Raw genomic sequence first — 25,667 nt, 5'->3', positions numbered from 1 at the left:
AATTGCTCATTCTGCATCACGAAACCCTCATTTCTCTAAACGAAATGATTCATCAGCCAAAAAAGCGGTTTGATGAAATAAGGGGCATGATTCGTTCATTTTATTTCAGGTCACCCTATTGTAGAAATAGTTTCGAACCTCAAATTGAAACATACTACTCATGAAAAAAGCTACCCTTTTAACACTGATTACATTTTCTATCATTTCCACATCTCTTTTTGCCCAGGATCCAACCGATAAAATAATTGGTATCTGGGATGCAGATAAGGCAAATGTGGAAGTCTATAAATCCGGAGAAAAATTCATCGGAAATCCCATAGTCAATGGAGAACGAAACGAAAAAGTAGAAATGCTCAACCTGGAGTTCAAGGACGGTCAATGGGTGGGTAAGCTGTATGCCAGGAAGCGAGACAAATATATGGATGTTGTTTGCCAGGTAGAGGGAAAGAAGCTAATCATCGAGGTGGATGCTGGCTTCACCACAAGAAAAGTAGAGTGGACGAAGGTCAAGTAATCCAATTCTCCTAACCATGAAATATTTTCTACATCTTATCCTGCTGCTGGCGGTAATTGCCGCGCAGGGACAGCAAATCAATATTGGGATCATCTCGGATTTCGATAATGCTGCGAATTCGGAATTGATCGTTAATCGGATCATTCAGGAAATAGATCAAACCTCAGGCGCTAGCCGCAAGGTGATCAAGGGAGCAACCGTTTATGGCATTTCATCCACAGCGGAAGCCTATAAAGCGTATGCTGACCTTCAAGCTCAATCGAATCTGGTGCTGTCATTGGGGAGTATCAGTTCGAAAGCTCTATCTGGCCTGGAACATCTGCCGAAACCAGTCGTTTCTCTCGGCTTTATTGACCCTGTACTGCAGGACATTCCCTACAAGGGTGGAACTTCCGGAAAAGAGAATTTCACCTACATCTGGCAAACAAAGGATCTCGATAAAGAGCTTCAGGCGTTCAATGACCTGCATGACTTCAACAACCTGGTGGTATTCGTTGATGAGAAAGCGGCCTCCACGATCAATTCCGGGAAGGCTCAGGCACTAATAGATTCGATCTCAAATACGCTAGGTGCCCAGCTAACTATTCTTCCGCTTGGAGCGAATATGGATACAGTCATAGACCAGGTGCCGGACGAAGTGGATGCTGCCTATTTCACCACGCTACTCAGTCAGTCAGAAGCTGGAATGAAAGCGTTGATTGGAGGTATGAATGATCGCAATATTCCAACCTTCACCGGCAATGCCCGACTGATTGATTGGGGAGTACTGGCATCATTGACCAACGAAAATAACCTGCAACAAGTCGTTCGGAAACTGGCCATCACGGTAGATGAAGTGCTCTCTGGTGCCGATCTGGCCACCATGTCTGTGAGGTTAGATACCAAGGAGAATTTGTATGTAAACCTGGAAACCGCAAGAGCCATTCAGTTCCCAATTCCTTTTGAGGTGCTGTTTACCGCTACGTTGATCGGTAATAATAACGCAAACGTCAGGACCTACTCATTTGAGGAAATCGCCGAAAAGTCGATTAAAGAAAACCTGAACATCCAACTCAGTTACCAAGACATTGAACTTAGCCAGGTAGATATCAAATCAACCAAGGCTAATTTATTGCCATCTCTGGACGCGGGGTTGACAGGTTCCCAGATCAATGATGAGCGAGCGAGTGCCGCCTTTAATTCACCAGAACGATCGCTTACTGGAGACCTTACGGTCAGTCAGTTGATCTATTCGGAGCAAGCCATTGCCGGACTGAAGATCACCCAGTATTTGCTAAAAGCACAGGAATATAACACTGAAGCCGAAGTACTGAATGTGCTGTTGGATACCTATACGTCTTATCTCAACATTCTGTCAGCAAAAACCAATGTGGTTATTCAGCAAGAGAACCTTCAGAATACGAAAAGGAACAAGGAGCTGGCTGAGATTCGTGTCAGTATCGGTTCTTCCAACAATGCAGATCTCTATCGATGGGAGTCCGAACTTGCTTTAGCTAATCAGTCGGTTGTGGAAGCCCAGGCGGGGCTGATGACGGCCAAGTTGCAGCTCAACAATCTCCTAGCTAACACCCTGGAACATGCATTTGACGTAGCTGATGTTTCTCTGCAGGATGAATGGTTTGCTTCTTTGAGTCAAACTACGCTGGCCAATATGGTAAAAACTCCTGAAAGCTTAAAGCAGCTATCGGATTTTTTAGTGACCGAAAGCCAACTCAAAAACCCAAACAAGAAAGCACTGATTGAAAACATTAGCGCTTCCAATCGACAGCTAACTCAAAACAAGCGCTTGCTGTATATGCCGACTGTTGCCTTACAAGCACAGACAAGTCAGGTTTTAGCAAGGGGAGGAGTAGGCTCCACCATAGATGCCCAGGCCCAAGGCTTGGGGATCACCGAATTTCAAGACAATTCATGGTTTGCAGGGGTATCGCTCACCTATCCGATTTTTGGCGGACTGGGACGAAAAGCGGCCATTCAGCAGTCAAAGGTCCGTTTAAGTCAGCTTGATAATTCCAAAGCTCTATTGGATCAAAACCTGGAGCTCGGTGTAAGAGCCAATGTATTCAGCTTGCTGAGTGCCAGCACCAATATTCAATTTAGCAATGAAGCGTCACGCAGTGCACAACAAAACTTCGAGCTGGTGCAGGAAAATTACAAGCAGGGACAGGTCACCATTACTCAGCTAATTGATGCGCAGGAAGCGGCTTTGCAAGCCCGGCTGGGTGCGGCCATCTCCGTGTATGAGTACATCCAAAATTTCCTTCAGTTAGAGTTTAATGTGGGGGCATTTACCATGCTGATGACCGAAGAGCAGCAGCAGGACTTTGACAACCGACTTCAAGAATACCTAAATAATCAAAACTAATGCGATACTACAACTACTTTTCCCTTCTCATGATTGTGTTTTTCTACGGGTGTGGAAAATCAGGTGAGGGGCAACAAAAAGAATTAATCAAACCTATAAAATATGGCACCATTGAGTCCTACGGTGGATTATCAACCCGGACGTTTAACGGCATTACCCAGTCTGGTTCAGAGACAAATCTGAGTTTCCGTGCTGCCGGGCTAATCGCCAAACTGAATGTCACTGTTGGTCAACGTGTTAGAAAGGGACAGTTACTTTGTCAATTAGATCAGAAAGATGCTTTGTTGGCCTTAGAGCAAGCACAATTGGATGCGAATAATGCCAAAGTCCAGTTGGAAACGGCCACCTCAAGTTTTGAGCGAGTTAAGCAGTTATACCAGTCGAATAACGCATCGTTGAGTGACTATGATCAAGCCAAGGGCACCCTTTCCAATGTGCAAAGTTCGTATGAGATATCACTGAAACGTCTCGACCTGCAACGTTCACAGGTAACCTATACCTCCATTAAGGCACCAATGTCAGGTGTGGTTTCATCTGTCAATGTGAAAGTAAATGAAGTGATAAAAGCGGGGCAATCCATCATCACGATGAGTCAGGAAAATGCAGTGGATATAGAGGCTCAGGCCGGAGTTCCGGAAAAATACATCGGTCAGGTAAAGCAAGGGAGTGCAACGAAAATCAGTATCCCTTCTTTGTCCTTGACATATGAAGGCGCGATCACCGAAGTAGGATATACCTCATCAGGAGGAACGTATCCGGTTACTACCTCCATCAACAACCCATCAGCAGAAGTTAGACCAGGCATGCCCGTAGAGGTCACTTTTACATTTGGTGATGAAAATCAGGAAGCACAGCTTACCGTACCGGTAAAAGCAGTAGGAGAAGATGAAAGCGGACAGTTTGTGTATGTATTGAATTCGCTGGAAAGTGATGTGTATGAGGCAAAAAAGGTGAACATAGAGATTGGCAGCCTTACCTCCGGAGGATTCATTGCCAGATCAGGATTGACGCAAGATCAGCTGGTAGCCACTGCCGGACTTAGAACTCTCTATGACGGAATGAAAGTCACACTTTTAAACCAATAGAAGATGAACCTTACCGCAGTTGCTATAAACAATAACAGGGTAACCTATCTACTTCTGGGGATCGTCATTATCCTCGGAGTGGTGGGTTATACTGCTCTGCCAAGGGACAGTATGCCTCCATTCACCATTCGGAATGCAAGCATTGTGACCGTTTTTCCGGGAGCCAGTCCTGAGAGAATAGAACAGCTCGTCACGGATCCGATAGAAAAAGTAGTTCAAGAGATTCCGGAGGTTGATTATATCAAAAGTGAATCCCGAACCGGAATATCCATTGTAAGGGCTTCTTTGAAAGAAAGCGTGAAGGAAGCCGAAATGCAACCTATATGGGATAGGTTAAGAAGAAAAATTGAAGGAGTGGCTATGCCTTCCGGTGTGAGTTCAGGTCCGGATTTAAAGGATGAAGGGTTAGGTGATACATACGGCATTGCCGTAGGCCTTGAAAATGATGGGTACGAACCCAAAGAGCTGGAAAAGTATGCAGATAACCTCCGTAATGCGATTATCAAGCTCCAAGATGCAGCAAAAGTGGAGCTGTCGGGAGTGTTGGATCGAAGGATTTTCATTGACTACAATGATGCTGAACTATCCAAAATACAGCTTTCTGCCAATGAGCTTAAAAACATCATTTCCGGAACGAATATTATCATTCCTGCAGGAGAAATAAACATTGAAGATGAACGTGTAATCCTGGAGCCTTCCGGAAGTTTTGAGACCATAGAGGATATTCAGAACATACTAATTCCTGTTGGTAATGGACGTGAGACGGTGTTTCTCAAAGACATTGCAGAAGTCTACGAAGACTATATCTCTCCGAGAGAGACCATTGTCAGAATAAATGGAAAGACCGCTATTGGTCTTCATATTTCATTGAAAAATGGAGCCAACATCGTGCAACTGGGCGAGGATGTAGACCAGCTGCTTTCTGATTTCAATGAGACCCTACCAGTAGGAATTATAGGCAAGCGAATCGCATCACAGGACACTTCCGTATCCGATAGTGTCAGTGACTTTATCTCCAACCTGATTCAAAGTGTGGTCATCGTTTTAGCAGTCATGCTTATGTTCCTTGGTCTGAGAACAGGAATTGTGGTAGCAAGTCTTATTCCTACAGCCATAGTGATGGCACTTTTCCTTATGGGCGCATTTGGTATTGGCCTCAATCAGGTAACACTTGCGGCACTAATTATGGCACTGGGGATGCTGGTAGACAATGCGATCGTGATGGCAGAGTCCATGATGGTGAAGATGGAAAATGGAGAAAAGGCACTGGATGCGGCCATCTCATCGAGCAAAGAATTGATGGTTCCACTGCTGACCAGTTCCCTGACCACTTCCGCAGCGTTTCTTTCGTTCTTCATTGCCGAGTCAGTCATGGGTGAGATCATGGGGCCATTGTTCTCGGTAATTACCATAACGTTGCTGTCTTCCTGGCTGATGGCATTGACCATTGTGCCCATGCTGGCCATGATATTCATTCGTATCAAGCCAAAAGATGCCAATCAAAAACCTGGTTTCTTTGACAAATTAATAGTCTTTTATAAACGACTGATAGTCTGGGCTTTAACCAAACCGATATTAGTGCTTGGTTCAGTAGTTGGGATGCTGGTGCTTTCTTTCGTTGGGATGGGCAGCCTTGGGTTCGTGTTTATGCCTGATAGTGAGCGAAACCTGATCACCGTGGATTTGATTCTCCCGACAGGAACAAGCCTCGAAACTACTGCTTCACAAGTATCACAACTTGAAAAATTCTTAACAGATAGCCTGGTTCTAAATGAAGAAAGAATACGAGGGGTCCAGGATTGGTCTTCCTTTATCGGTGAGGGACCTAAGTCGTACGATCTCGGTTACCAACCAGACCAAAAGCAAACCAATTATGCACATTTGTTGGTCAATACTTCGTCTGGCGATGACAATCAGTTGGTCATTGATAAACTCAACGAATTTTCATTTTACAACTTGCCGGATGCCAAAGTGACCGTGAAGCGATTGGGAAGTGGCGGTGGAGCATCTGTGCCTATTCAGATTAGGATCAGTGGGCCCGATGCGGACAAGCTGACTAAAATCGCGGCTGAGACCAAAAACCAACTAAGAACCATAGCGGGTACAAGCAACGTAGATGACGACTGGGGTCCAAAAATCAAAAAGGTCTACGTGGACATCAGTCCATCCAAACTGAACTACAATGGATTGAGCAATCAGGATGTGGCCCTTTCAACGCTTACCACATTATCGGGCTATACCGTGGGTGAGTATCGCGAGAATGAGGATAACATCCCCATCTCTATGCGCACCGAAGGTAGCCTTGAGGTGGCGTACGAAGAGTTGGAAGGCTTGAACATCTACAGTCAAAAGAGTGGGAGGACGGTACCTATGGCTCAGGTCGCAGACATCAGCGTGGACTGGCAACTGGCCAAAATTTTGAGAAGAGACCTTACACGAACCATTACAGTGGAGTCCCGACTTCAAGTCGGATATACTGCTGGAGAAGTGGCTGGCCCGATGGTGAAATGGCTGGACGAGAAAATAGGAGAGTGGGGACCCGGGTACAGCTACGAACTTGGGGGAGACTCTGAGGCTAGTGCGGATGCTATGGGTGCCATTGTTCAGAAGCTTCCAGTTTCATTCTTCATTATCATCTTTTTGTTGGTGATGCAATTCAATTCCATTCGAAAGTCCAGCATCGTGTTGCTGGCAGTTCCTTTTGGGATTATTGGAGTTGTGGGTGGACTACTGATTACTGATACTAACCTGAGTTTCACAGGCTTCCTGGGGATCATCTCTTTAGCTGGGATTGTCATCAATAATGCCATCGTTTTGATCGATAGAATTCAGCTGGAGCTGGATGAAAATAGCCGAACGCCTTATGATGCCATCTTAGCAGCAGCACAGGAAAGGTTCAGACCTATTCTATTGACCACTTTTACGACTTCACTTGGACTTATCCCACTTTGGTTGGGTGGTGGAGCCATGTGGGAACCTATGGCCATCGGCATAATCTTCGGATTGCTGTTTGCGACATTGATTACGCTGGTTTTAGTGCCAGTGCTGTATCGGTTGTTTTATCGCGTTCCCCTCGCTGAGTAATGGGGAATACTGTTGCATATATCAAAGATCACAGGCAGGCTTTCTTTTTGGGAAGCTTGCTTATTCTTCTGATTGGTCACTTGTTTTTCCCGCACACGGCACAGAGGACGGTGACTGTTTTGCTCGTGATATGCAACATGCTTTTTGGTCTGCTATTGATTGATGGGAGATCGAAATGGGTCAGGTATGGCTACTACTTCCTGCTGTTCCTGGCGGTAGCAAGAGTGCTTGGTCAGCAGTTTGACTACTCTTTTTGGGTAGACCGAACTAGCGAGTTACTCTTTTTTATCTACTTCATCTCCATTTCAATCATCCTCTTCAACGACCTGTACTACAACAAGAATTTGACACCTAAATCCATCTATGCGGTGTTTAGTGGATTCATTCTGATATCAGTAGCCTTTGGGTTTATTCTGATGTTCATCAACAACGTCTATCCAAATTCACTGGACGGAATAGCAAGTCAGGCACGACTTCCCGAATACATCTACTTCAGCTTAATCACATTGATGACGATTGGCTATGGCGATATTGCCCCGGTTACAGAGATATCCAGAAGTGTGGTCGTCTTTGTCTCATTGATCGGGCACTTCTACACGGTATTTATCACTGCACTTATTATTGGAAGATTGATCACAAACGAAACAGACAATTCATCCGCAAAATCATAAACACAATGAAAAAACAATCTACATTTCTAAAAGAAAGCATCTTATCCCTACTCCTCATCGTAAGTGGGCAGACGCTAACGGCTCAAAGTCCGAAATTGGCTGGGTTTAGTTTCACGACCTTCCCTGGTGCAAGTGTCACAGATTCTCCCTTAAACCGGGAAATTGAAGTAAACGAGTACAATTTTTTTGTGAACATTCCTTGGAAGCTGAAGAACGAAAAGACAGTACTTATCAATGGACTTCAATACAAACTTGTCACTCCAACAGCCGATAATGACGTAGCACTCAATATAGATGGTCAGAATTTGCATGTGATTGGATATAGCCTTGCTATAGTTCATCAACTCAAGAATGACTGGAGGGCGCTGGCAGTGCTCAGTCCTACCTTATCATCTACGTTCAATCAATCCCTGGAAGTCGATGATTTTCTGTTTAATGGTACACTGCAATTCATCAAGAGAAAATCTGAAAAATTCTCCTACGGGGGCGGAATTGTGGCTACATCCCGATTTGGCGATCCCCTTATCCTTCCATCCTTGCAGCTCACCCATAAGACAGATAGAAGCAAGTTTCAGGTAATTCTCCCTCGAAGCATCGTCTATGAGCGATATTATGGAAAACTGACAACAGGACTAAAAGCAGAAGTTGACGGGTCGCTTTACAATGTCAATTACTCGAGAACAAGCCTATTGAACGAAGTTCAGCCCGTGAACAAAGTGGGATATACCCGAGTGGTAATCGGACCGAGTGTAAGCTATCGACTGGGCAAAGCAATTCAACTGGAAGCGACAGGCGGCATGGCTGTTGCGCAAAGCATAGAACTGCAAGGAGACCAGTTCGAAGATGAGCCTTATGATCTGGATAATGGTACATTCTTTCAGATCGGTATTGCATTGGTTCCACCAAAAAAAGATGAGAAATGATGATTAGAATAGTTTTAATAATTGCTGTAGAATATTTAGTATCGGCATGTGGTGGGGGAATACCCACTGCTGAGGAAGCTGGGATCAGTTTTCCAACTACACCAGCGATCGACATCAATCATGAGTTTGATTGGCAGGAAATAGGTTTCGCCAAAGAGCTCATAAACGCAAAAGAAAAGAAGGTATTAGTCAATGGAGGTAGTAATCCTATTCCATTGGATGAATGGGCAGATTTCAACACCAATTTTCCATGGGTGAAAAACCTTGATCGTAATCTTCTTTTCCAAAAGACTGCTTTTTTAAGATCGCCATTGGCACCTGAAGATTGTCAAGGTGAAGAGTGTATTGATGAAGTGGAGTACAAAGGATATACATGGATGGAGTTAGCACAACCCATTGCGATTGACTATATCCCCGATGAGACAGATAACAAAAAACCTGAAGCAGGGCATGTAGTGATTAAAACCATTAAGAAGTGTCAAGTGATCTATTTTGAGGACTTCATCTAACAGTTAACAGATGGAAAAGGTAACTTTTATGCCATGCATGCCTCTGAGGATAAGACACCAAGCTTGGATGCTAAGCTTCCAGATGGATGGTTAATAAGAAAAGTTGAACTTGATGAACCTTTGATTATCCTTCCTTTCGGAGCCAAAGGCGATTGTTATTTTAATATTCTGGGAGACAACCTAGGACAAGGTTACCATCAATATATTTTTGCTGGCAATACCTATCCAGGAGATTGACAATAAGATCCAAAAGCTCTCAGAGCTAAATCAATCCTATAGCTGAAGTTATGGAAAACTGAAGGCTTAATTATTATGTTAAGTAGAATCAGTTCTCCGTCCAGGCGGGCTGGCAAGGCAAAATACCGAGGGTGCGGTTGGCTGTGTGTTGGGAGTGATTATTTTGCCTAGATTTTTTGTTTGCTTTTTTATCAATGAAAAAAGTAAAAGCCCAGCGGCTCGAGCGATTAAGCAAACACAGATAAAAGACAAACGACCTGTGAGCCATTCTGATTCGGCTACAAGCGTTAATGAGATTCTCACGTCATCAGCAACCGACGGTTTACTGATTCCTCAGAATGACGCTTGAAGTTGGCTTGTGCTGTGAGCCAGACAAAGCGTTGGCCAGCAAGTGTATCACAGGCAAAATCCTAATGCCTGAGAATCGTGTATTTGAAAACGAATCGAACAATTACCCGGATAATAAAATTTTAGACGACAAGCTTTGCCTGAGATTCTCTTGCTTAGGGCTGGTCAGTGAGCCTTAGCTCACAAGTGGGTGGGAAAAACTATTAATAAGCCGTTTGGTCAGGGAACGGCCGAGCACAGGGTTTGTGCGCTGGCCGAGCGGCTATTTAATATAACGTCTAATTATATAACAACCTTGCTAGAAGCAGTGCACCAAAAAAATATCAATCAGAAACGTGCACGTCAACGTCCAGCTTTGCTGACGGTCCGCCGCTGCGGTTAACATAATATCATTATATAATCTAAGCTGACGGATAATCGCCAAACAGCGCAGCAGTAATAAATATCCGCTTTGTTATATAATTTATATTATGTTAAATACGTATTTTCAGAATATGTCCTACTGATGATTATTAGCGGATTCTACTTTCTGTGTGTATCTTCGGATCCAATCCTAATCTTACCACATGATACTCACGCTCGTGCGCCTCTTTGACTTCCTCGATCAGCAATACGCCCATCACATCACATCCCGAATCATCAGCTCTGTGCTGATCATCATCTTCGGTGTGACCATTGCTGCTGCACTGCTCATCAATACCGGGATCACTCCGCTAGAGCCCGGCTCGCTCCAGTACTTCACCGCCATCAATGCGAGCTTCACCACACTCCTGGTCTTCGAGATTCTGAGTTTGATTTTTGTACTTCCACAGTCAGTTGCAGACTCAGTTGGTAAGCAGTTTGAGATCTTATCCATCATTCTCCTGAGAGACGCCTTCAAGCAGTTCGGTAAAGTCTCACCAACTCTCATTGACAACACGTCCCTGGATCTGGTGCAGCTACTGCCCATGCTGTCTGATGCACTGGGTGCACTGATCATCTTTGCGATCATCGGCTTTTACTTTAAGATGCAGCAGCACACGCGCATCACGAAATCCACGGAAGATCAGCAAAACTTTATCAGCTTTAAAAAGATCGTGGCACTGCTACTATTCTTCGCCTTTCTGATCATGATTGCTTTTGAGGCAAGCTCACTGCTGCAGCTCGGTAGCTATGATCCTTCGTTCAATGAGTTTTATACCTTACTCATCTTCTCAGACATTCTGATCCTGTTGTATTCGCTCCGTTATCAATCGCAGTATACCAACCTCTTCAGATATTCCTCATTTGCCTTTGCTACCATCTTGATACGCATGGCGCTATCGGCTCCTCCGTTTGTCAACGTGATCATTGGCATTACTGCAGGAGGTTTCGTGCTGGGCCTTACGCTGGTGTATAATAAGTTTCGTGAGAATGCCTAGTTTGAGTGATTATGGCAGCATTTATCGCATCTTAACTTAACATAATATGTAGCATTCTGGTTATATGATTGCTCATCAGGTCCGTGATGGTTTTCATATTTCAGATTGATGAGCTATTTTTCATGAGGTTGCATGTCTGGTCATTTGGCATGTTACCATCCGTTTCATCGTAAAGCAAATAAGTATTTGTGATCTACCGCCTGCTAAAAGTCATTCTGAAATTCGCCTTCTTCCTCTTCTACAAGAAGATGATCGTGACGGGTCGTGATAAAATCCCAACAGATGGTCCACTCCTGATTGCGGTGAATCACCCCAATACCCTCATGGATCCGCTGATCATCGCCAGGTTCACCAAACAGCGTGTAGGATTTCTGGGTAACGCCAGCATTTTTATCAACAAATGGGTCAACGCCATCTTTCGCTATTTTCATGTCATTCCCATCTATCGTCAGCAAGATCTAAAACCCGGACAAAAATCCGACAACCGTGAAGCGTTCGAAGCATGCCATCAGTACCTGGCATCCGGTGGCACCATCATGGTATTCCCTGAAGGCACGAGTTTCTACGAGCTGAAACTGCGAGAAATCAAAACAGGTACTGCCAGAATTGCATTGAGCTATGAACAAGCCAAACAGTATCAGGGTAACTTAAGAATCATACCCATCAGCCTTGATTATGCCGATTCGCTGCAATTCCGCACGGTAGTCTCTGTGCATGTTGGTGATCCCATAGCCGTGGCAGATTTCAAGTCGCTGCACGAACAAGATGAAAAAGACGGTATTGTCGCCCTTACTCAAGAAATTAGTGATTCGCTAGCTTCAAAGATTCCCACTACCACAGACAAAGATCAGGAAGGCTTTCTCATTCAGGCCCATCAATTTTATACCACGTATCTGAAGCCGGAAGCTCATTTGTATACCAATCCAGCCTTGTCGCTAAAGCTCAGAAGCGTACTTTCCAGGTCGCTCCAACACCTGCATGAGCAAAAACAGGATCTGTATGATGATTTAAAGCTAAAACTCCGCCGATTCTACCAGGCTCTCGACAAGTTGAACCTTACTGCCGGATTCGTTTCTGAGAAATTCCAGCGTAAAATCGTCCCGTTAATTTATCCCGGCTACCTCCTGCTTTTTACCCTGCTGCTTCCCTTCTACTTGCTTGGATTAATGACCAATTACCTCCCCTACGTGCTTCCTGGCAAGATTTATAAGGCGTTAAACGTAGATATCGAATATCGATCTTCTGTTTTATTGGTGGGCGGAATCGTCCTCTTTCCTTTGTTTTATACGGTTTATCTGTTGCTTTTTCAGCACTTTGTAAGTGATCAATGGCTGTACAGCTTCGCATTCCTGCTTTTGTTGGCTATTTCTGGTTTTATTACCCTTTACTTCTGGAGAAGCATGAAACGTTTCACTCGATTGATCCGCTTCACGTTTAAGGTTCCTAAGGATGCACTGCAAGAGGTTATTCAACTGCGAGATGAAATTTTGAAGGATTTGGACCAACTAAAGGTCATCTATTAACATAATGTTACAGCATTATAAAATGCTCATGATTGCATCACTCACTTCCTTAGCGTGTGTAACCAGACAAAAATGATCACCGGGCACTTCCTGATACGGTTCATCGGGATACCGGATGATGTTGTCTCTCCTGGCGTGGATCCGAAGGTCAGGCTCGACATTTACGGCTCTGTCTATCGGCTGAGTCACCAGTCGTAGTTGATTGTAACTGCAGTTGGTGTTCGCTTCTATTAGTCTATCAAAGGCCTCCGCATAAATGGTTTTGGTTTCCTCCCGTTTATACAGACTCATCATAAAAGCCTTGTTAAGCTTCGAAAACAGATATCCACTGCGTGCCAGTAGCCCCAAAAGTGTCTGGTTTTTGATAGGCAGGTTTACTTTACCCTGATTGGTCCAGCTGGCAATCTGTATGATTCGGTTGCCATTTAGGTGTTTGATGTGATATGCTATTTTTCCACCTAGCGAATGCCCGATAACGATATCATCTACATGAATATCGTGTCTTTGTATGAGCTCTTTACAGAAATCGATCACATTCAGATCGGGGCGTTTATCGGTCCCCAGCGATTCCCATAAGTCTATAAAAAAATGCTCGCCAGGTAATTGATCAGCTATATGATCGAATACGGTTTTCGTCTCACCAAATCCATGAATGAATACCAGTTTCATAGCACTACTATTTCTTCCTCCTGTTTTGATTCTTGTCGCCGCGTGTCAGTGGCCTCTTGTACTTTTTTGCGAGCTTTCTTCGGTATGAACCTCCCAGGTTTACCTTTTTGTTTTTGTCCTTTTTCTCGTGCGTAGCTTCTCCCTTTGGCGATTTCGCACTTAGCTTATGAGACAATCCATGCTGTTTATCCTTTGGTCGTTCTTCAGGGAGCAATTCATTAGATCGTTCGACCTCTGCTGGAAATGCTTCTTCAGTAATTCCGAGTTTCATCAGTTGCTCGATTGCTGCCTTATGTTCAGCTTCTTTTGCGGTGTATAGCAATATGGCTGATCCGGTTTTTTCTGCACGTCCCGTTCGCCCTATGCGGTGCATGTAGTTCTCCGGATAGATCGGTACGTCCATACTTACCACATGGCTCACATCCGTCAGATCCAGTCCCCGAGCTATGACGTCCGTTGCAATCAGAATACGTTTCTTTCCTTCATTAAATGCCTCCAACGATCGTTGACGGTAGTTCTGACTCTTATTGCTGTGAATAATGCACAGGTCTTTCTCGTACATTTCCTCCATTTCCTCGTATAGCCTGTCAGCATTGCGTTTGCTGGAAACGAACACCAATACTTTTGGAAATGCCTTAGCAGAGACCAACAGGTGTTTGAGTAGCTCCACTTTCGTATAGAAGTTTGGTGCTTTATAGGCTGTTTGCTCAATGTTTTCCAGTGGCGTACCACTCAAAGCAATGGTGATTTTTTCCGGCTGTTGGAAGTAATCATTTATCAGCTCGTCCACTTCTTCGGTCATGGTCGCCGAAAACATGATGTGCTGGCGCTTCCTTGGCAGCATATCAAAAATGTTGGTCAGTTGAAAGCGGAAGCCTAAGTCCAGTAGCACATCTACCTCATCGATGACTACTTTTTTTACACTCTTCAGGGACAGAGATTTGTGAAGTACCAGGTCATATAAACGTCTGGGGGTACCTACCAATACATCCATTCCTGCTACCACAGCCGGTTTCTGGGTATTGATATTCTTTCCTCCGTGTACACCCAGAACACGGATGTTCGTGTAGGAGGTTAGAGATTCCACTTGCTCTACCACCTGCCCTACGAGCTCTCTCGTCGGAACGATAATCAGAACTCTTGGAGGTACTTCTTTGGAATATTTTAAGTCTCTGAGCAGCGGCAAGAGATACGCAAACGTCTTCCCTGTTCCGGTCTGAGAGATCCCGACCAGGTCCTTCCCTGACCGAATGACCGCATACGCTTGCTCCTGTATAGGTGTGGGTGTATGAAAACCCAGGTCTTCCAATGCATGGTGTAGGGAATTGGAAAGGTCGAGGTGTTCAAAGGTGCTCATGGAGTGGGAATTTGGACAAAACTACGGAATCCGAGCTTCGCTGCTGGCTGTACCTATTAGATATTTAGTGTAAATCCTACTAAATTAGGTATATGACACAGCAACGCCGATCCTTGAAATCTAAAATCAATAAGCCAGTACGGCTGCTCAACAGCAAAGAAAAAATCATCGCCTATCTCCTGATCGGTTTGTTTGTGTTTTTATTCCTGGTCTTCTTTCAGCCTTTTGGTATCATCAGCAATGCCAACCAGGATACCATATCTCAGGATTTTGTTTTCTATATGTTGGTGCTGGGCACTTATGTTTCTCTGGTACTCATATTCAATGATGCCTTTTTGTTCAACTGGATCTTTCGGAAGCTTATCCTCAGGTGGCAACTGATCCTGTGGCTCCTATGGACGCTGCTATTCCTATCAACCATGGTCTTCCTCCTTTATAACCTATTAGGTAACTGGCAAGACCTATCCTGGAGCAGCTGGATGGAATTTATTGGAAGTTTCACTGTAACGGCAATCATTCCCCTGGTGATCCTTTTTCTCTACGCCCGTATGAAGCATTACGAAAAACTCACGGAGACCATGCAGGATTTTGAGATGGACGCAACGGAGCTGATCACCCTTTCACCGACAGGTCATGAGGAAGGTGCACTCAACCTGACGCTTGACAGCCTCCTGTATCTGGAGGCAGACAATAAAGCAGTTATTATTTATTACACCAAGTCCGATCAACTTCATAAGACGCGGATACGCCTTTCCCTCAAGGGCATTGATGAGATGCAGCTGCACCCCGCATTAGTAAGGTGTCATCGTTCCTTTATGGTAAACCTCTACCATCTGGACCATTTTAGTGGAAACCAGCACCATGGACATATCTGGCTCAACGAGGTGGACACTCCTATTCCGGTATCCAGTACCTACTCCGCTGATGTAATGAAAAAGCTGCAATAGCGGATAGCCTCATCTAACCGTTTTATGACAGGTCTGATCACTTCCAGATAAAATACAGCTATTCGGATGACCTGCGTCATAGGAAAATAGCTCGGATATCTTTTTCTTCAGAGCCAATCAAACCCACATTATAATGGAATCTTCAACGTACATTTTCACCTTCGGCAATGGTTTTGCTGATGGTGATAAATCAATGAAATCATTGCTGGGTGGGAAAGGTGCTAATCTGGCTGAAATGAGTGCCATTGGGTTGCCTATCCCCCCTGGCTTTACGATCTCTACACAAGTATGTAAGTACTTCAATGAAAATAATAAGCGCTGGCCAAAAGGTGTTGAGGATGAGCTTAGAAAGAGCATCTACTTTCTGGAAGACCTGATGAAACTCAGGTTTGGCGATCCAAAGAAACCACTTCTTGTCTCGGTCCGGTCCGGAGCTGCGATCTCCATGCCTGGAATGATGGATACAGTTCTTGATCTGGGGCTCAACGATGAATCCGTCAAAGGCCTGGCAGAGATGACCGAGAATCCCCGATTCGCCTATGATTGTTATCGAAGATTTATCGACATGTTTGGTGATGTAGTGATGGGAGTGTCTCATGACCATTTCGAGCAGGTGTTGCAGCAGTTGAAAGATCTGAGAGGAATCAGTGAGGACACAGAATTCACCGTGGCAGATCTGCATGAATTGATTGATCGATACAAGGCGGTGTATCGCAAAGAGACAGGATATATGTTCCCTCAAGATCCATGGGAGCAACTACATTTTGCCATTAATGCCGTTTTCGGCTCATGGAATGGTAAGCGTGCCAGAACGTATCGTAAGATCAATCGGATTACCGGTCTGCTGGGTACCGCGGTAAATGTGCAAGCCATGGTATATGGCAACATGGGATCAGACTGTGCCACTGGGGTGTGTTTTACCCGTAATCCCTCAACAGGTATCAATGAATTGTTTGGAGAGTTTTTGATAAACGCTCAGGGAGAAGATGTGGTGGCAGGCATTCGCACACCTCTTAACATTACGGAGCTGGAAAGCCTCATGCCCACCTGCTATCAAGAGCTAATATGGCACACGAACCGTTTGGAAATGCATTATAAAGACATGCAGGACATTGAGTTTACCATTCAACAAGGCAAGCTTTACATTCTTCAGACGCGTAGCGGAAAACGTACAGGCACTGCCGCTGTAAAAGTAGCGGTGGATTTTGTTAACGAAGGGTTGCTTTCTCAGAAAGAAGCGGTTCAGAACCTGGTGGAACCCATCCATCTGGATCAGCTATTACATCCCCGATTGAGTCAGGATGAAATTGCCAAAAAAGACATCATTGGTCATGGACTCCCCGCCTCTCCTGGAGCGGCTGTTGGCCAGGTGGTGTTTAGCTCTGAGGACGCAGAGTTGGCAAAGTCTGAAGGTAGGCCAGTAATTCTGGTTCGGATCGAGACCAGCCCGGAAGATGTAGGTGGTATGGCAGCTGCAGAAGGAATTATCACTTCTCGTGGGGGTATGACTTCTCATGCCGCTGTAGTGGCCAGAGGCTGGGGCAAACCTTGTGTGGCGGGGTGTGAAGACATTGTCATCAACTACAACACGCAATCATTTACATCCGGAAAGCTGGTTGTCAAAAAAGGAGACTGGATTTCAATGGATGGAGCCAAAGGCCTGATTATCAAAGGAAGCAAGTCTGTCGAAGATCCGGTGATGGGTGAAAACTATCATACTTTCATGGAATGGGTAAATGACTGCATAGACATGCAGGTCAGAACCAATGCTGATACGCCGGAGGATGCGCTTTTGGCGAGAGAGTTCGGAGCAGAAGGTATCGGTCTCTGCAGAACAGAACACATGTTTTTCGGAGAAGGACGAATCAATGCGATGCGTAAAATGATTATTGCAGACAATGAATGGGATCGTAAGGCTGCTTTAAAAGACCTACTACCCTATCAAAAAGCTGATTTTAAAGGCATATTTGAAGCAATGGAGGGTCTCCCGGTCACCATACGCTTGCTGGATCCACCCTTGCATGAATTTCTACCTTCCGAAAAAGATGAGGTACGCGCAGTTGCCAGGGAGTTGAATATCAGCACGAAAGCTTTAAACCAAAAAATTCGAGCGCTGAAGGAGTTTAACCCGATGCTGGGACATAGAGGCTGTCGACTGGGTATCACCTATCCGGAGATCACTGAAATGCAAACACGGGCCATCATGGAAGCAGCCATAGAGCTAACAGTAGAAGGCAAAAAAGTGTACCCTGAATTGATGATTCCATTGGTGGGAACTTCTGAAGAGTTTATTCATCAGCACGAGATTATTGATCACACCGCTCAGGAGGTTTTTGAAGAACTGGGTGAGTCCGTTTCCTATAAAGTTGGGACGATGATCGAAATTCCACGTGCGGCATTGATTGCGGGAAAAATCGCCGAAGAAGCAGAATTCTTCTCCTTTGGTACGAATGATTTGACACAGATGACCTTTGGTTACAGCAGAGATGATGCAGGCAAATTCCTGGAGGTATACCTGAAGGAAGGCATATTAATGGACGATCCATTTCAAACCCTTGACCGTGAGGGTGTCGGCAGCCTGGTAGCCATGGCCACAGAAAATGGTCGAAAAGTCAATAAAGACTTGAAGGTAGGTATCTGTGGAGAACATGGAGGTGATCCTTCCAGTGTGGAGTTTTGCTATCAGCAAGGACTCAATTATGTGTCATGCTCCCCTTATCGGGTGCCGGTAGCAAGGCTTGCTGCTGCTCAGGCACGATTAACCACACGTGAACGCATACTGGAGGAGATTCAATAGGATGCTATGATGTTGAGCAACAAAGGGAGGCATTTCGTCTCCCTTTTTACATGGTTTAAATGTCACTTAACAACTCCTTGATCAAACGATTGGCGGCTAGCTGGGTAGCCTCTTCCCTCACCTGCTTCAGCTGTTCATCGGTGAAGGTGGTGTCAGCTGCTGGATCTGAAGTGGTCGGCACTGACGTTTTGGAGGTCAGTCCTTGAAGAAAGATCCAGTTATCCATACGTTCCTGGCAGGAAACCACCCAGACATTAGGCACGGCTGCTTTATGAAGGTTTTGATCCTTATCCACCAACCATATAAATGGTATTTTACCAATCAGATCTTGCGGTGTAAGCTCCAGGTAATCTGAAAAAGCAACCAGATAGTCACTTTCGTATGCCGCAGGCACTACCATCAATTCTTCTACCTTGGCATCAAAAAAGGCCTTGTAATCTGCGTAGGTAAAAGCGATGGAATCTTGATTGATTTTACCATTTTTTTCTATCTCAAAGTTCATGAGCGGCCATATATTCTCAGGGCTTGGATTGTTGTCCATGTTCCAATTGGCCATTCCTTTATTACGGCTGTAAGTAAGCTGAGGAAAATATCGACCATAGATGGCGGCTTTCGTTTTTAGTAGTTCTTCTTTATCGGCAGCAATTAACAAGTGCAGCAATGATAGTTGGCTATCTCCAATCCATTCCTGTATCAATGGGGTTAGCAGGTCCGGGTTGTTTAATGTCATCTGATAGGTAGATACATTCCGATGAGCCACAGTCAGTGCGGTCAGCTCCTGTCGGTAGCTGTGAGAAGCCTCTTCCCAGCTCAAGCCTTTTTCCGGCTCTGATACCAACGAATGATTCATTACCAATAGTTTAATTGGCCAGTTGGTGCTCAACAGTCGGGACCATTCATCCAGCTGCTGCATCACCAATTGATGATCGATTTGGAGAAAGACCGGCCTAAACCAGGATTTCTCTTCCGCCGAAAGCCGGTACCAGGTAAAATGACTGAAATAGTCATCATGGATTAACTCATCATAGACATTATCCACCTCCAGCATGGCAATTCTATATGCCTTAATCAATGAGGTAAATACCTCCAATTGCTCTTTCAAAATGGCATGAGCCTCCTTTACTGCTTCATTTTTCTTGATTGGGATGACCTGGAATCGGCTGGATGCCTTATCAAATTGCTTTCCTCCCGCAATCAACAGCAATGCTTGTGCTGTTTGGTACTCACTCAGCTCCTGCTTCAACAATTCAAATACCTTATTCAGTCGTTTTTTACGACCAGTTGACAAGGCAGAGCCACTGTATTTGGGAACCAGTTTGGATAGCTTATCAAATGCAATGAGCTCGTCAGCGAAATCATAGCTTTCTGAGCTGATTGAATCATCCGAACTGACTTCAAGCAGTCTCGCAAGTGAAGAAATGATTGAATTAATTTTATACTTAAATTGATCAATTGTATCTAATTGATATACAGATAGATAATGATCTATAAAATGAAAGGTTGTATCATTAGAAAAAATGAATTCCTTATTATCCAGCACCACAGGATATGCTTGTGGAAGCTGTTCCAGTTTGTATTTAAATATAGATGTAAGGCCCTTGTTAAGTGATCCTTTTGGCTTCTCACCTGTTCGGTAAAAGTAACGAAGGTCTTTCCAGAATTTCTTTTGGTCTGCCTCTCCGGCCAGCGTTTCCATTTGCCTTTTAAGAGGTTTGGACTTTTCCAGGTGTTCTTTTACTTCAGATTGCATAGCGGTCCATTAATTGGTTGATTGCTCCCAGTCTGTCATCATTGGAGATTCCCAGATTATGCGCGCCGTATTCATCGTAGCGGTAGGCAGCTTTATTTTGATAAAACAACCCGATTGGGACGGTATCCTTTATTTCTTCTGCTACTTCCCTGGCCTTTGTAATGTTGGACGGATCATGAGTGATTACATTCCTAAACTTACCCTGCTGATCTTCATTCAATACAATCCCATTTTCATGATTAAGCAGCGTAATGGCGTCTGGGTCTTTGACCGTAGGTTCATAGCTGTCACGCATCCAAATGGGGCATCTTTGTATAATTCTTACAAAAGCAAGTCCCGGGTGCTGATAGGCTTTCTGAATGGTAGCGTGCAAATGAGCAGGCTTCCAATCAGCTGTTTGAGCAACGAATGAAACATTAGGAAGTCCCAGTGTTGCCTGTATTGGATTGATTGGTGGCAACACAGATCCATCCGGATGGGTGTTGGAGCTGGTACCCAAAGGGCTGGTCGGTGATGTTTGCTTTTTGGTTAGCCCATAGATGGCATTATCAAACAGTAAAGCCACCATCTTCATGTTGTATCTGATTGCATGCACCCAGTGTCCGGCACCTATGGAGCAACAATCACCATCACCGGTGATCACGAATACATGCAGGTCCGGTCTTCGAAACTTGACTCCACAGGCCACTGGAAAAGCTCGCCCATGCAAGCCATGGAACCCATAGGTATTCATATAGTGCGGAAAACGACTGCTACAGCCAATTCCGGAGACAAATACAGTCTTTTCCGGCTCAAGCTGTTCTTCTGTGCACAGTTTCTTGACCGAGGTAAGTATCGTATGAGCACCACACCCAGAGCACCATCTTGCCTGGCTACTTGTATAGTCTTCCAGACTAAATAAAGAATCTGGCATTATCAGGTCACATGCTTCTGGATTTACAGCAATCATGATTGTTCAATTAATTTCATTTCAAGGTTTTCTTCCATCATCTTCAGTATTCGATACGGACTCATGGGCTGTCCAAAGACATTGCTGAAGCAATCAATGTCGATGAGTGTTTGTGCACGCAGATACCAGGCGAGTTGTGCATACCTTCTGTTTTCTTCTGTGATATATGGTTTGCCTACCGTATCACTGTAATTGATCTCTACCGTCATCACTTTTTTGAATCGTTGAAAGATCTCTTTAAGACCAGGCTCCAGGGGACTCAAAAAGTGTAGATGTACGCTGCTGACGGACGCTCCTTGTGTCCTCGCTCGTTCTACAGCCTCTTCTATGGCTCCTTTCGTTGAGCCCCATCCTACAAGCAATAGATCTCCTTCAGGATCTCCAAAAACTTTAGGCGGTTTGAGGGTCTCATGTAATGCGGCAATTTTCCTGCTTCGGCTCTCGGCGGCACGCTGGTTGATAGCAGGATCATACGCCACATGGCTTTCTTCATCATGGGCTAGCCCGGTAAGCGTATAGACCCCTCCTTTTTGTCCGGGGATGGGTCGCTCACTTATGCCTGTTTTTGCATCCCACTCATAGGGCCTCACGCCTTCCTGCCATTTGCTTTGATCAATGGGTGAGGCCAGCCATTCCTCTTTAAGCTGCGGTCGTTTAAATGGCTGCACTCCGGTAGCCAGGTTGGCATCAGATAGAACAAAGACCGGAGATCGAAATGATTCGGCAAGCTTTCTGGCAAGAATGACATAATGAAAGCACTCTTCGATCGTAGCTGGAGCAATGATGATTTTTGGAGCATCACCCGGGGTACCATAGAGTACGGCTAGCAGGTCTCCTTGCTCTACTTTGGTAGGCAAGCCGGTGGACGGTCCACCTCGCTGAATATCTATGATGACCAAAGGCACTTCAGCCATTATCGCCAGCCCAATGAATTCCGTTTTTAAAGCAATGCCCGGGCCTGAAGTAATGGTGACAGCCGTTTTCCCTGCGTAGGAGGCCCCTACTGCAAAACCAATGGCTGCTAATTCATCCTCGGCCTGGTGAATCACTCCTCCAGCCGACTGCATCGTTTCAGCCATCGCGTGAGTAGCGGAGGTTGCAGGAGTAATCGGATACATAGAGCAGACATCTATGCCAGCCGCCATTACACCCAAACTAATCGCTTCATTGCCATTCATTACCACCATGTCATCACTGCTCGGTTTTGGAGTGATGCAGTAATGTAAATCCAGGTTAAGTTCGGCCCATTGGTAGCCTGCATGAAGGAGGTCCAGATTGTTCTGAATTATTTCATCGCTCTTTTTTCTGAATATTGACCTGATCTGATCTTCGGATAGTTTCATGTCACGGTCGTAGATGTTGCAAAGCAACCCAAGGACCCACATGTTTTTTCCTTTGCGGGCATCACTCACAACCTTGAGACATTCGTCTTCCATCGGGATTTCATGAATGATATAACCAAGTGATTGGAATTTATCCAGCGCTTCTGAATAAGCGGTTACTATGTCTGGAGAAGCATGATTGGCCCACTTGTTCTCAATCAGGACGTGGGTGCCTTCTTTATATGCATTTTGGGCAATTCGTCCGAACAGGACCTGCTCATTCAGGGCTACTACCAGGTCGGCCTGATCGCCCATATTCGTAATCTTCTCCTGCCCCATCCGTACACGTATACCAGAAGCTCCTGCTCTGGACCGTGCCGGGGGTTGAATTTCAGCCGGTATAATCTCTACCGTCCATACACCATTGCCCATTTTAGCGGAGATCGCCCCTAAACTTTGGCCGCACTTCTGCGCTCCCTCTCCAGAGTCACTAACGATTTCAACGATCGCTTCTTTAAGTGAGGTTTTTGAAGTGGTTCCCGGAATGATTTCTTGTGTGGAGCTGCTCATAAATATTCAATGCTATTGAGCTAAGTAAGTAGCTATGAAGGACTTAATCTGTGATAAATATCAGCATGTAATGAGAGTTGTATCACCCATCGAACGCATGATCCGGAAACCATTAATCATGACGACTAAACTATGATGCACCCACTTCTCTGGTGCCTTTCCGAATGATGGTTTTGCTTTCGCGTCCTTTAATAGCCCCTAACTTTTGATCCCACCAGATAATGGCACCTGTGGGACATCTTTGGATCGGCTCCATGAGCTGTTGATTTAGCGAGTAATTGATCTTCGGTAGGTTGTTTTCCATGACAATTAAATCGCCGGGTGCATCCATGGCACACTTACCACAGGCCGTACATGCAACCTGACACTCTTCAAGGATGTCATCGCCAGACTCCAGGTTTTTACAGGCTACCCACAATTGGTTGCTCACTGGCTGAATGGAAAACAGGTCTTTCGGGCAGACTTCAACGCAATCGCCACAGGCGGTACATTTTTTAATATCTACCACTGGCAGCCCATGTTCGTCCATGTGAATTGCATCGAAATCACAGACTTCCTCACAGTCGCCAAAGCCCAGACATCCCCAGAAACATCCCTTGCCCCCACCCGAAACCAATGAGGCAGCCCTGCACGTTTCAAGGCCTTCGTAGTTGGCTTTATTACGTGCAACATTGGTACCCCCTGCACAGGCAAGCCGGGCAACCAGCTTTTCCTGTTCACCCAGACCAACACCTAAATAAGAAGCAATGGCCTCCTTGCCTTCCTCAGAACTGACTGTACACTTGGCCGGCAGGCTCTTCCCTTCTACCAATGATTCTGCAAACGGACGACAGCCCGGATAACCACATGCCCCACAATTTGCAGCCGGAAGCATTTCTTCCACCACATCTATGCGCGGATCCTCATAGACATATAATTTCCTGTTAGCTATCACCAGCATGATAGCCAGAACGAGGGTCAGTCCCCCTAACACTGCTATGGCGATAAGGATCGACATCTAATAAATGATTTCAGCCCATTTCTTTCCTGCCACGAGCTCAGCCTTACGTTTCTTCCATTTTTCCTCTGAGCCCATGATATTACTCAGTGTCTTTTCCAGCACTTCTTTCACCTTTTCATAACCAGCTACATAGATGTAGGTATTGAGCATTGAAAGCATCTGCAGGATTTCATCAGCTCGGTCTTCTATGGCCTGATCCAGCACTACCGGGTCGTTCCATAACGGTCGGGGGCTGAATGCATGCACGGCTTCAAATGTTTCTTCATCATAGTAGTTGGTCAGGTCTCCGTCTTTATCGTTGAGGTAAAGCAGCTCCAAACCACTCTTAGCCCCATAAAAGAGTAATATTCTCCCATGGAAGTCTTTAACATCTTTATAAATATGCTTAATGAATGCCCGGAAGGGTGCTATGCCAGTTCCCATGCCAATTAAAATGAGGTTTGCATCTTTTTCTTCCGGCACATCAAATGCAATGTCATAAGGTCCGGTGATGGTGATCTGATCTCCCACCTGACGATCACAGAGGTAATTCGAGGCGACACCTTCCTGACTCTCCCCGTTAATTTCATCTACAAACGTGATCCTTTTCACCAGCATCGTGATCCTTGTCTTTCCCTTGCTCTTTGATGGCAAATCAGCAACACTGTATAACCGATGGTGCTGTGTATTCCCAAATTCGTCTTTATGGTCAATCAGCACACCAAAGCTCTGATCCACTTTGCATGTGAAGGATGGATCTTTCACCTCCAGGATAAGCTCGCGAACTTCCTCGCTATCCTCAGGTGTGAGTCTTTTCGTCTTCTTTACTTCAGCGAAGTATTGTTTTTTGGTATTGAAATCAGATAAATGTGCCATCAGTTAATATTTTTATTCGTTTGTAATTGTTTTGTTGAACAAGGAGTTTTACATCCGCAACTCCCACAATCCGACCTTCCGGCCAGTACATCAGGATCTGTTATTTCATCAGAAAACATGCGACCCCACCATCGCTGAATAACCACCCAGCCAATCATGATTAAACTTATTACCGCTATTCCTGTGAGATACTTTTCCATGTCTTTCTAATCTACTGTGTGCCTAATCCTGAAAATCCCATAAATGTCAAAGACAAAATTCCTGCGATAATCAAGGTCAAAACCGTGCCTTTAATCACCTTAGGAACTTCGGCAAATTCCAGTTGCTCTCTAAACCCAGCGATCAGTACTAACGCCAGGGTAAACCCTGCACCTGCCCCCAACGCATACACGATGCTTTGTAAAAAATCATACCCTTTATTAGTCTGGAAAAGTGCTAATCCTAGAATTGCACAATTGGTCGTGATCAGCGGAAGGAATATTCCCAGCGACTTAAAGAGCGTTGGACTCATTTTTTTAATGAACATCTCTACCAGTTGAACAGTAGATGCAATCACTACGATGTAGCTGATCAGCTGCAAAAACTCAGCATCTATGGCCACCAGTAACGCATGTATCCCATAAGCACACATGGAGCTGATCAGCATCACAAACATGACTGCACCTCCCATTTTAGTTGCTGTTCCAAGCTTACCTGATACTCCCAGAAATGGACAGATGCCTAGAAAGTAGGCCAGAACGAAATTGTTTACGAGGCTCGCACTGATAAAAATTTGTCCCAATGATTCCTGAT

At 45.0% G+C, this 25,667-nt stretch carries 21 protein-coding genes; 12 read left to right on the top strand and 9 right to left on the bottom strand.

Translation table 11 applies throughout. The features are described from left to right. The first annotated feature begins 160 nt into the window (after positions 1-160). From ACXAH9_RS07760 to ACXAH9_RS07715, 10 genes are all read left to right on the top strand, one after another. Complete coding sequence (locus tag ACXAH9_RS07760; RefSeq protein ID WP_474894292.1) at positions 161-514, top strand: hypothetical protein; 354 nt, start codon at positions 161-163, stop codon at positions 512-514. Positions 515-530: 16 nt separating this feature from the next. Next, positions 531-2,879 (top strand): TolC family protein, encoded by a 2,349-nt coding sequence (locus ACXAH9_RS07755; RefSeq protein WP_474894291.1) that lies wholly within the window; start codon positions 531-533, stop codon positions 2,877-2,879. Continuing rightward, on the top strand, positions 2,879-3,964 hold the full coding sequence (locus ACXAH9_RS07750; protein ID WP_474894290.1) for an efflux RND transporter periplasmic adaptor subunit: 1,086 nt from the start codon (positions 2,879-2,881) through the stop codon (positions 3,962-3,964). Before ACXAH9_RS07755 ends, ACXAH9_RS07750 begins: the two co-directional genes overlap by 1 nt. A 3-nt stretch (positions 3,965-3,967) precedes the next feature. Next, positions 3,968-7,048, top strand: a complete 3,081-nt coding sequence (locus ACXAH9_RS07745) for an efflux RND transporter permease subunit (RefSeq protein WP_474894289.1) — start codon at positions 3,968-3,970, stop codon at positions 7,046-7,048. Further along, on the top strand, positions 7,048-7,719 hold the full coding sequence (locus tag ACXAH9_RS07740; RefSeq protein WP_474894288.1) for an ion channel: 672 nt from the start codon (positions 7,048-7,050) through the stop codon (positions 7,717-7,719). Before ACXAH9_RS07745 ends, ACXAH9_RS07740 begins: the two co-directional genes overlap by 1 nt. A 5-nt stretch (positions 7,720-7,724) precedes the next feature. Beyond that, a complete protein-coding gene (locus ACXAH9_RS07735; protein ID WP_474894287.1) occupies positions 7,725-8,642 on the top strand; it encodes a DUF6268 family outer membrane beta-barrel protein in 918 nt (305 codons plus the stop codon). Beyond that, the gene (locus ACXAH9_RS07730; protein WP_474894286.1) at positions 8,639-9,151 is read left to right on the top strand and encodes a hypothetical protein; all 513 of its coding nucleotides are present in this window, start codon (positions 8,639-8,641) and stop codon (positions 9,149-9,151) included. Before ACXAH9_RS07735 ends, ACXAH9_RS07730 begins: the two co-directional genes overlap by 4 nt. Before the next feature lie 33 nt (positions 9,152-9,184). Then, complete coding sequence (locus ACXAH9_RS07725) at positions 9,185-9,388, top strand: hypothetical protein (RefSeq protein ID WP_474894285.1); 204 nt, start codon at positions 9,185-9,187, stop codon at positions 9,386-9,388. 914 nt (positions 9,389-10,302) lie between these two features. Continuing rightward, positions 10,303-11,136 (top strand): hypothetical protein, encoded by an 834-nt coding sequence (locus ACXAH9_RS07720; RefSeq protein WP_474894284.1) that lies wholly within the window; start codon positions 10,303-10,305, stop codon positions 11,134-11,136. Positions 11,137-11,324: 188 nt separating this feature from the next. Continuing rightward, positions 11,325-12,659: a 1-acyl-sn-glycerol-3-phosphate acyltransferase gene (locus tag ACXAH9_RS07715; protein WP_474894283.1), complete on the top strand. Its 1,335-nt coding sequence runs from the start codon at positions 11,325-11,327 to the stop codon at positions 12,657-12,659. Positions 12,660-12,674: 15 nt separating this feature from the next. Here ACXAH9_RS07715 and ACXAH9_RS07710 read toward each other — a convergent pair whose 3' ends face one another. After that, positions 12,675-13,328, bottom strand: coding sequence for an alpha/beta fold hydrolase (locus tag ACXAH9_RS07710; RefSeq protein WP_474894282.1), 654 nt, complete (start codon positions 13,326-13,328; stop codon positions 12,675-12,677). A 7-nt stretch (positions 13,329-13,335) separates the two neighbouring features. After that, the gene (locus ACXAH9_RS07705) at positions 13,336-14,685 is read right to left on the bottom strand and encodes a DEAD/DEAH box helicase (protein WP_474894281.1); all 1,350 of its coding nucleotides are present in this window, start codon (positions 14,683-14,685) and stop codon (positions 13,336-13,338) included. A gap of 92 nt (positions 14,686-14,777) precedes the next feature. Here ACXAH9_RS07705 and ACXAH9_RS07700 point away from each other — a divergent pair, with 92 nt between their 5' ends. Further along, positions 14,778-15,632, top strand: a complete 855-nt coding sequence (locus ACXAH9_RS07700; protein ID WP_474894280.1) for a LytTR family transcriptional regulator DNA-binding domain-containing protein — start codon at positions 14,778-14,780, stop codon at positions 15,630-15,632. A gap of 133 nt (positions 15,633-15,765) precedes the next feature. Next, on the top strand, positions 15,766-18,429 hold the full coding sequence (gene ppdK, locus ACXAH9_RS07695) for a pyruvate, phosphate dikinase (protein ID WP_474894279.1): 2,664 nt from the start codon (positions 15,766-15,768) through the stop codon (positions 18,427-18,429). A 55-nt stretch (positions 18,430-18,484) separates the two neighbouring features. Here the strand turns inward: ppdK and ACXAH9_RS07690 are convergent, their stop codons facing one another. From ACXAH9_RS07690 to ACXAH9_RS07660, 7 genes are all read right to left on the bottom strand, one after another. Continuing rightward, entirely contained in the window at positions 18,485-20,179 is a 1,695-nt protein-coding gene (locus tag ACXAH9_RS07690; RefSeq protein WP_474894278.1) for a hypothetical protein, read from the bottom strand. Beyond that, positions 20,169-21,128 carry a thiamine pyrophosphate-dependent enzyme gene (locus ACXAH9_RS07685; RefSeq protein ID WP_474894277.1) on the bottom strand — a complete coding sequence of 320 codons (960 nt, stop codon included), beginning with the start codon at positions 21,126-21,128 and terminating at the stop codon, positions 20,169-20,171. The genes ACXAH9_RS07690 and ACXAH9_RS07685 overlap by 11 nt, the downstream gene beginning before the upstream one ends. Beyond that, the gene (locus tag ACXAH9_RS07680) at positions 21,125-23,020 is read right to left on the bottom strand and encodes a 2-oxoacid:acceptor oxidoreductase subunit alpha (RefSeq protein ID WP_474894276.1); all 1,896 of its coding nucleotides are present in this window, start codon (positions 23,018-23,020) and stop codon (positions 21,125-21,127) included. The genes ACXAH9_RS07685 and ACXAH9_RS07680 overlap by 4 nt, the downstream gene beginning before the upstream one ends. 130 nt (positions 23,021-23,150) lie before the next feature. Further along, positions 23,151-24,017 (bottom strand): RnfABCDGE type electron transport complex subunit B, encoded by an 867-nt coding sequence (locus tag ACXAH9_RS07675; protein WP_474894275.1) that lies wholly within the window; start codon positions 24,015-24,017, stop codon positions 23,151-23,153. Continuing rightward, complete coding sequence (locus tag ACXAH9_RS07670; RefSeq protein WP_474894274.1) at positions 24,018-24,875, bottom strand: ferredoxin reductase domain-containing protein; 858 nt, start codon at positions 24,873-24,875, stop codon at positions 24,018-24,020. It abuts the gene before it with no gap. Beyond that, positions 24,875-25,075 (bottom strand): hypothetical protein, encoded by a 201-nt coding sequence (locus tag ACXAH9_RS07665; RefSeq protein WP_474894273.1) that lies wholly within the window; start codon positions 25,073-25,075, stop codon positions 24,875-24,877. Before ACXAH9_RS07665 ends, ACXAH9_RS07670 begins: the two co-directional genes overlap by 1 nt. An 11-nt stretch (positions 25,076-25,086) precedes the next feature. After that, the gene (locus tag ACXAH9_RS07660; protein WP_474894272.1) at positions 25,087-25,656 is read right to left on the bottom strand and encodes an electron transport complex protein RnfA; all 570 of its coding nucleotides are present in this window, start codon (positions 25,654-25,656) and stop codon (positions 25,087-25,089) included. Positions 25,657-25,667: the final 11 nt, after the last annotated feature.

It is taken from the genome of Ekhidna sp. ABH4_415, from assembly GCF_056161305.1.
This window is presented reverse-complemented; position numbering and strand designations above follow the sequence as displayed.

Bases quoted from the DNA above. Each gene is read 5' to 3' on its own strand.
- ACXAH9_RS07760 (WP_474894292.1), top strand. From the start codon at position 161: ATGAAAAAAGCTACCCTTTTAACACTGATTACATTTTCTATCATTTCC.
- ACXAH9_RS07755 (WP_474894291.1), top strand. From the start codon at position 531: ATGAAATATTTTCTACATCTTATCCTGCTGCTGGCGGTAATTGCCGCG.
- ACXAH9_RS07750 (WP_474894290.1), top strand. From the start codon at position 2,879: ATGCGATACTACAACTACTTTTCCCTTCTCATGATTGTGTTTTTCTAC.
- ACXAH9_RS07745 (WP_474894289.1), top strand. From the start codon at position 3,968: ATGAACCTTACCGCAGTTGCTATAAACAATAACAGGGTAACCTATCTA.
- ACXAH9_RS07740 (WP_474894288.1), top strand. From the start codon at position 7,048: ATGGGGAATACTGTTGCATATATCAAAGATCACAGGCAGGCTTTCTTT.
- ACXAH9_RS07735 (WP_474894287.1), top strand. From the start codon at position 7,725: ATGAAAAAACAATCTACATTTCTAAAAGAAAGCATCTTATCCCTACTC.
- ACXAH9_RS07730 (WP_474894286.1), top strand. From the start codon at position 8,639: ATGATGATTAGAATAGTTTTAATAATTGCTGTAGAATATTTAGTATCG.
- ACXAH9_RS07725 (WP_474894285.1), top strand. From the start codon at position 9,185: ATGCATGCCTCTGAGGATAAGACACCAAGCTTGGATGCTAAGCTTCCA.
- ACXAH9_RS07720 (WP_474894284.1), top strand. From the start codon at position 10,303: ATGATACTCACGCTCGTGCGCCTCTTTGACTTCCTCGATCAGCAATAC.
- ACXAH9_RS07710 (WP_474894282.1), bottom strand. From the start codon at position 13,328: ATGAAACTGGTATTCATTCATGGATTTGGTGAGACGAAAACCGTATTC.
- ACXAH9_RS07705 (WP_474894281.1), bottom strand. From the start codon at position 14,685: ATGAGCACCTTTGAACACCTCGACCTTTCCAATTCCCTACACCATGCA.
- ACXAH9_RS07700 (WP_474894280.1), top strand. From the start codon at position 14,778: ATGACACAGCAACGCCGATCCTTGAAATCTAAAATCAATAAGCCAGTA.
- ppdK (WP_474894279.1), top strand. From the start codon at position 15,766: ATGGAATCTTCAACGTACATTTTCACCTTCGGCAATGGTTTTGCTGAT.
- ACXAH9_RS07690 (WP_474894278.1), bottom strand. From the start codon at position 20,179: ATGCAATCTGAAGTAAAAGAACACCTGGAAAAGTCCAAACCTCTTAAA.
- ACXAH9_RS07685 (WP_474894277.1), bottom strand. From the start codon at position 21,128: ATGATTGCTGTAAATCCAGAAGCATGTGACCTGATAATGCCAGATTCT.
- ACXAH9_RS07680 (WP_474894276.1), bottom strand. From the start codon at position 23,020: ATGAGCAGCTCCACACAAGAAATCATTCCGGGAACCACTTCAAAAACC.
- ACXAH9_RS07675 (WP_474894275.1), bottom strand. From the start codon at position 24,017: ATGTCGATCCTTATCGCCATAGCAGTGTTAGGGGGACTGACCCTCGTT.
- ACXAH9_RS07670 (WP_474894274.1), bottom strand. From the start codon at position 24,875: ATGGCACATTTATCTGATTTCAATACCAAAAAACAATACTTCGCTGAA.
- ACXAH9_RS07665 (WP_474894273.1), bottom strand. From the start codon at position 25,075: ATGGAAAAGTATCTCACAGGAATAGCGGTAATAAGTTTAATCATGATT.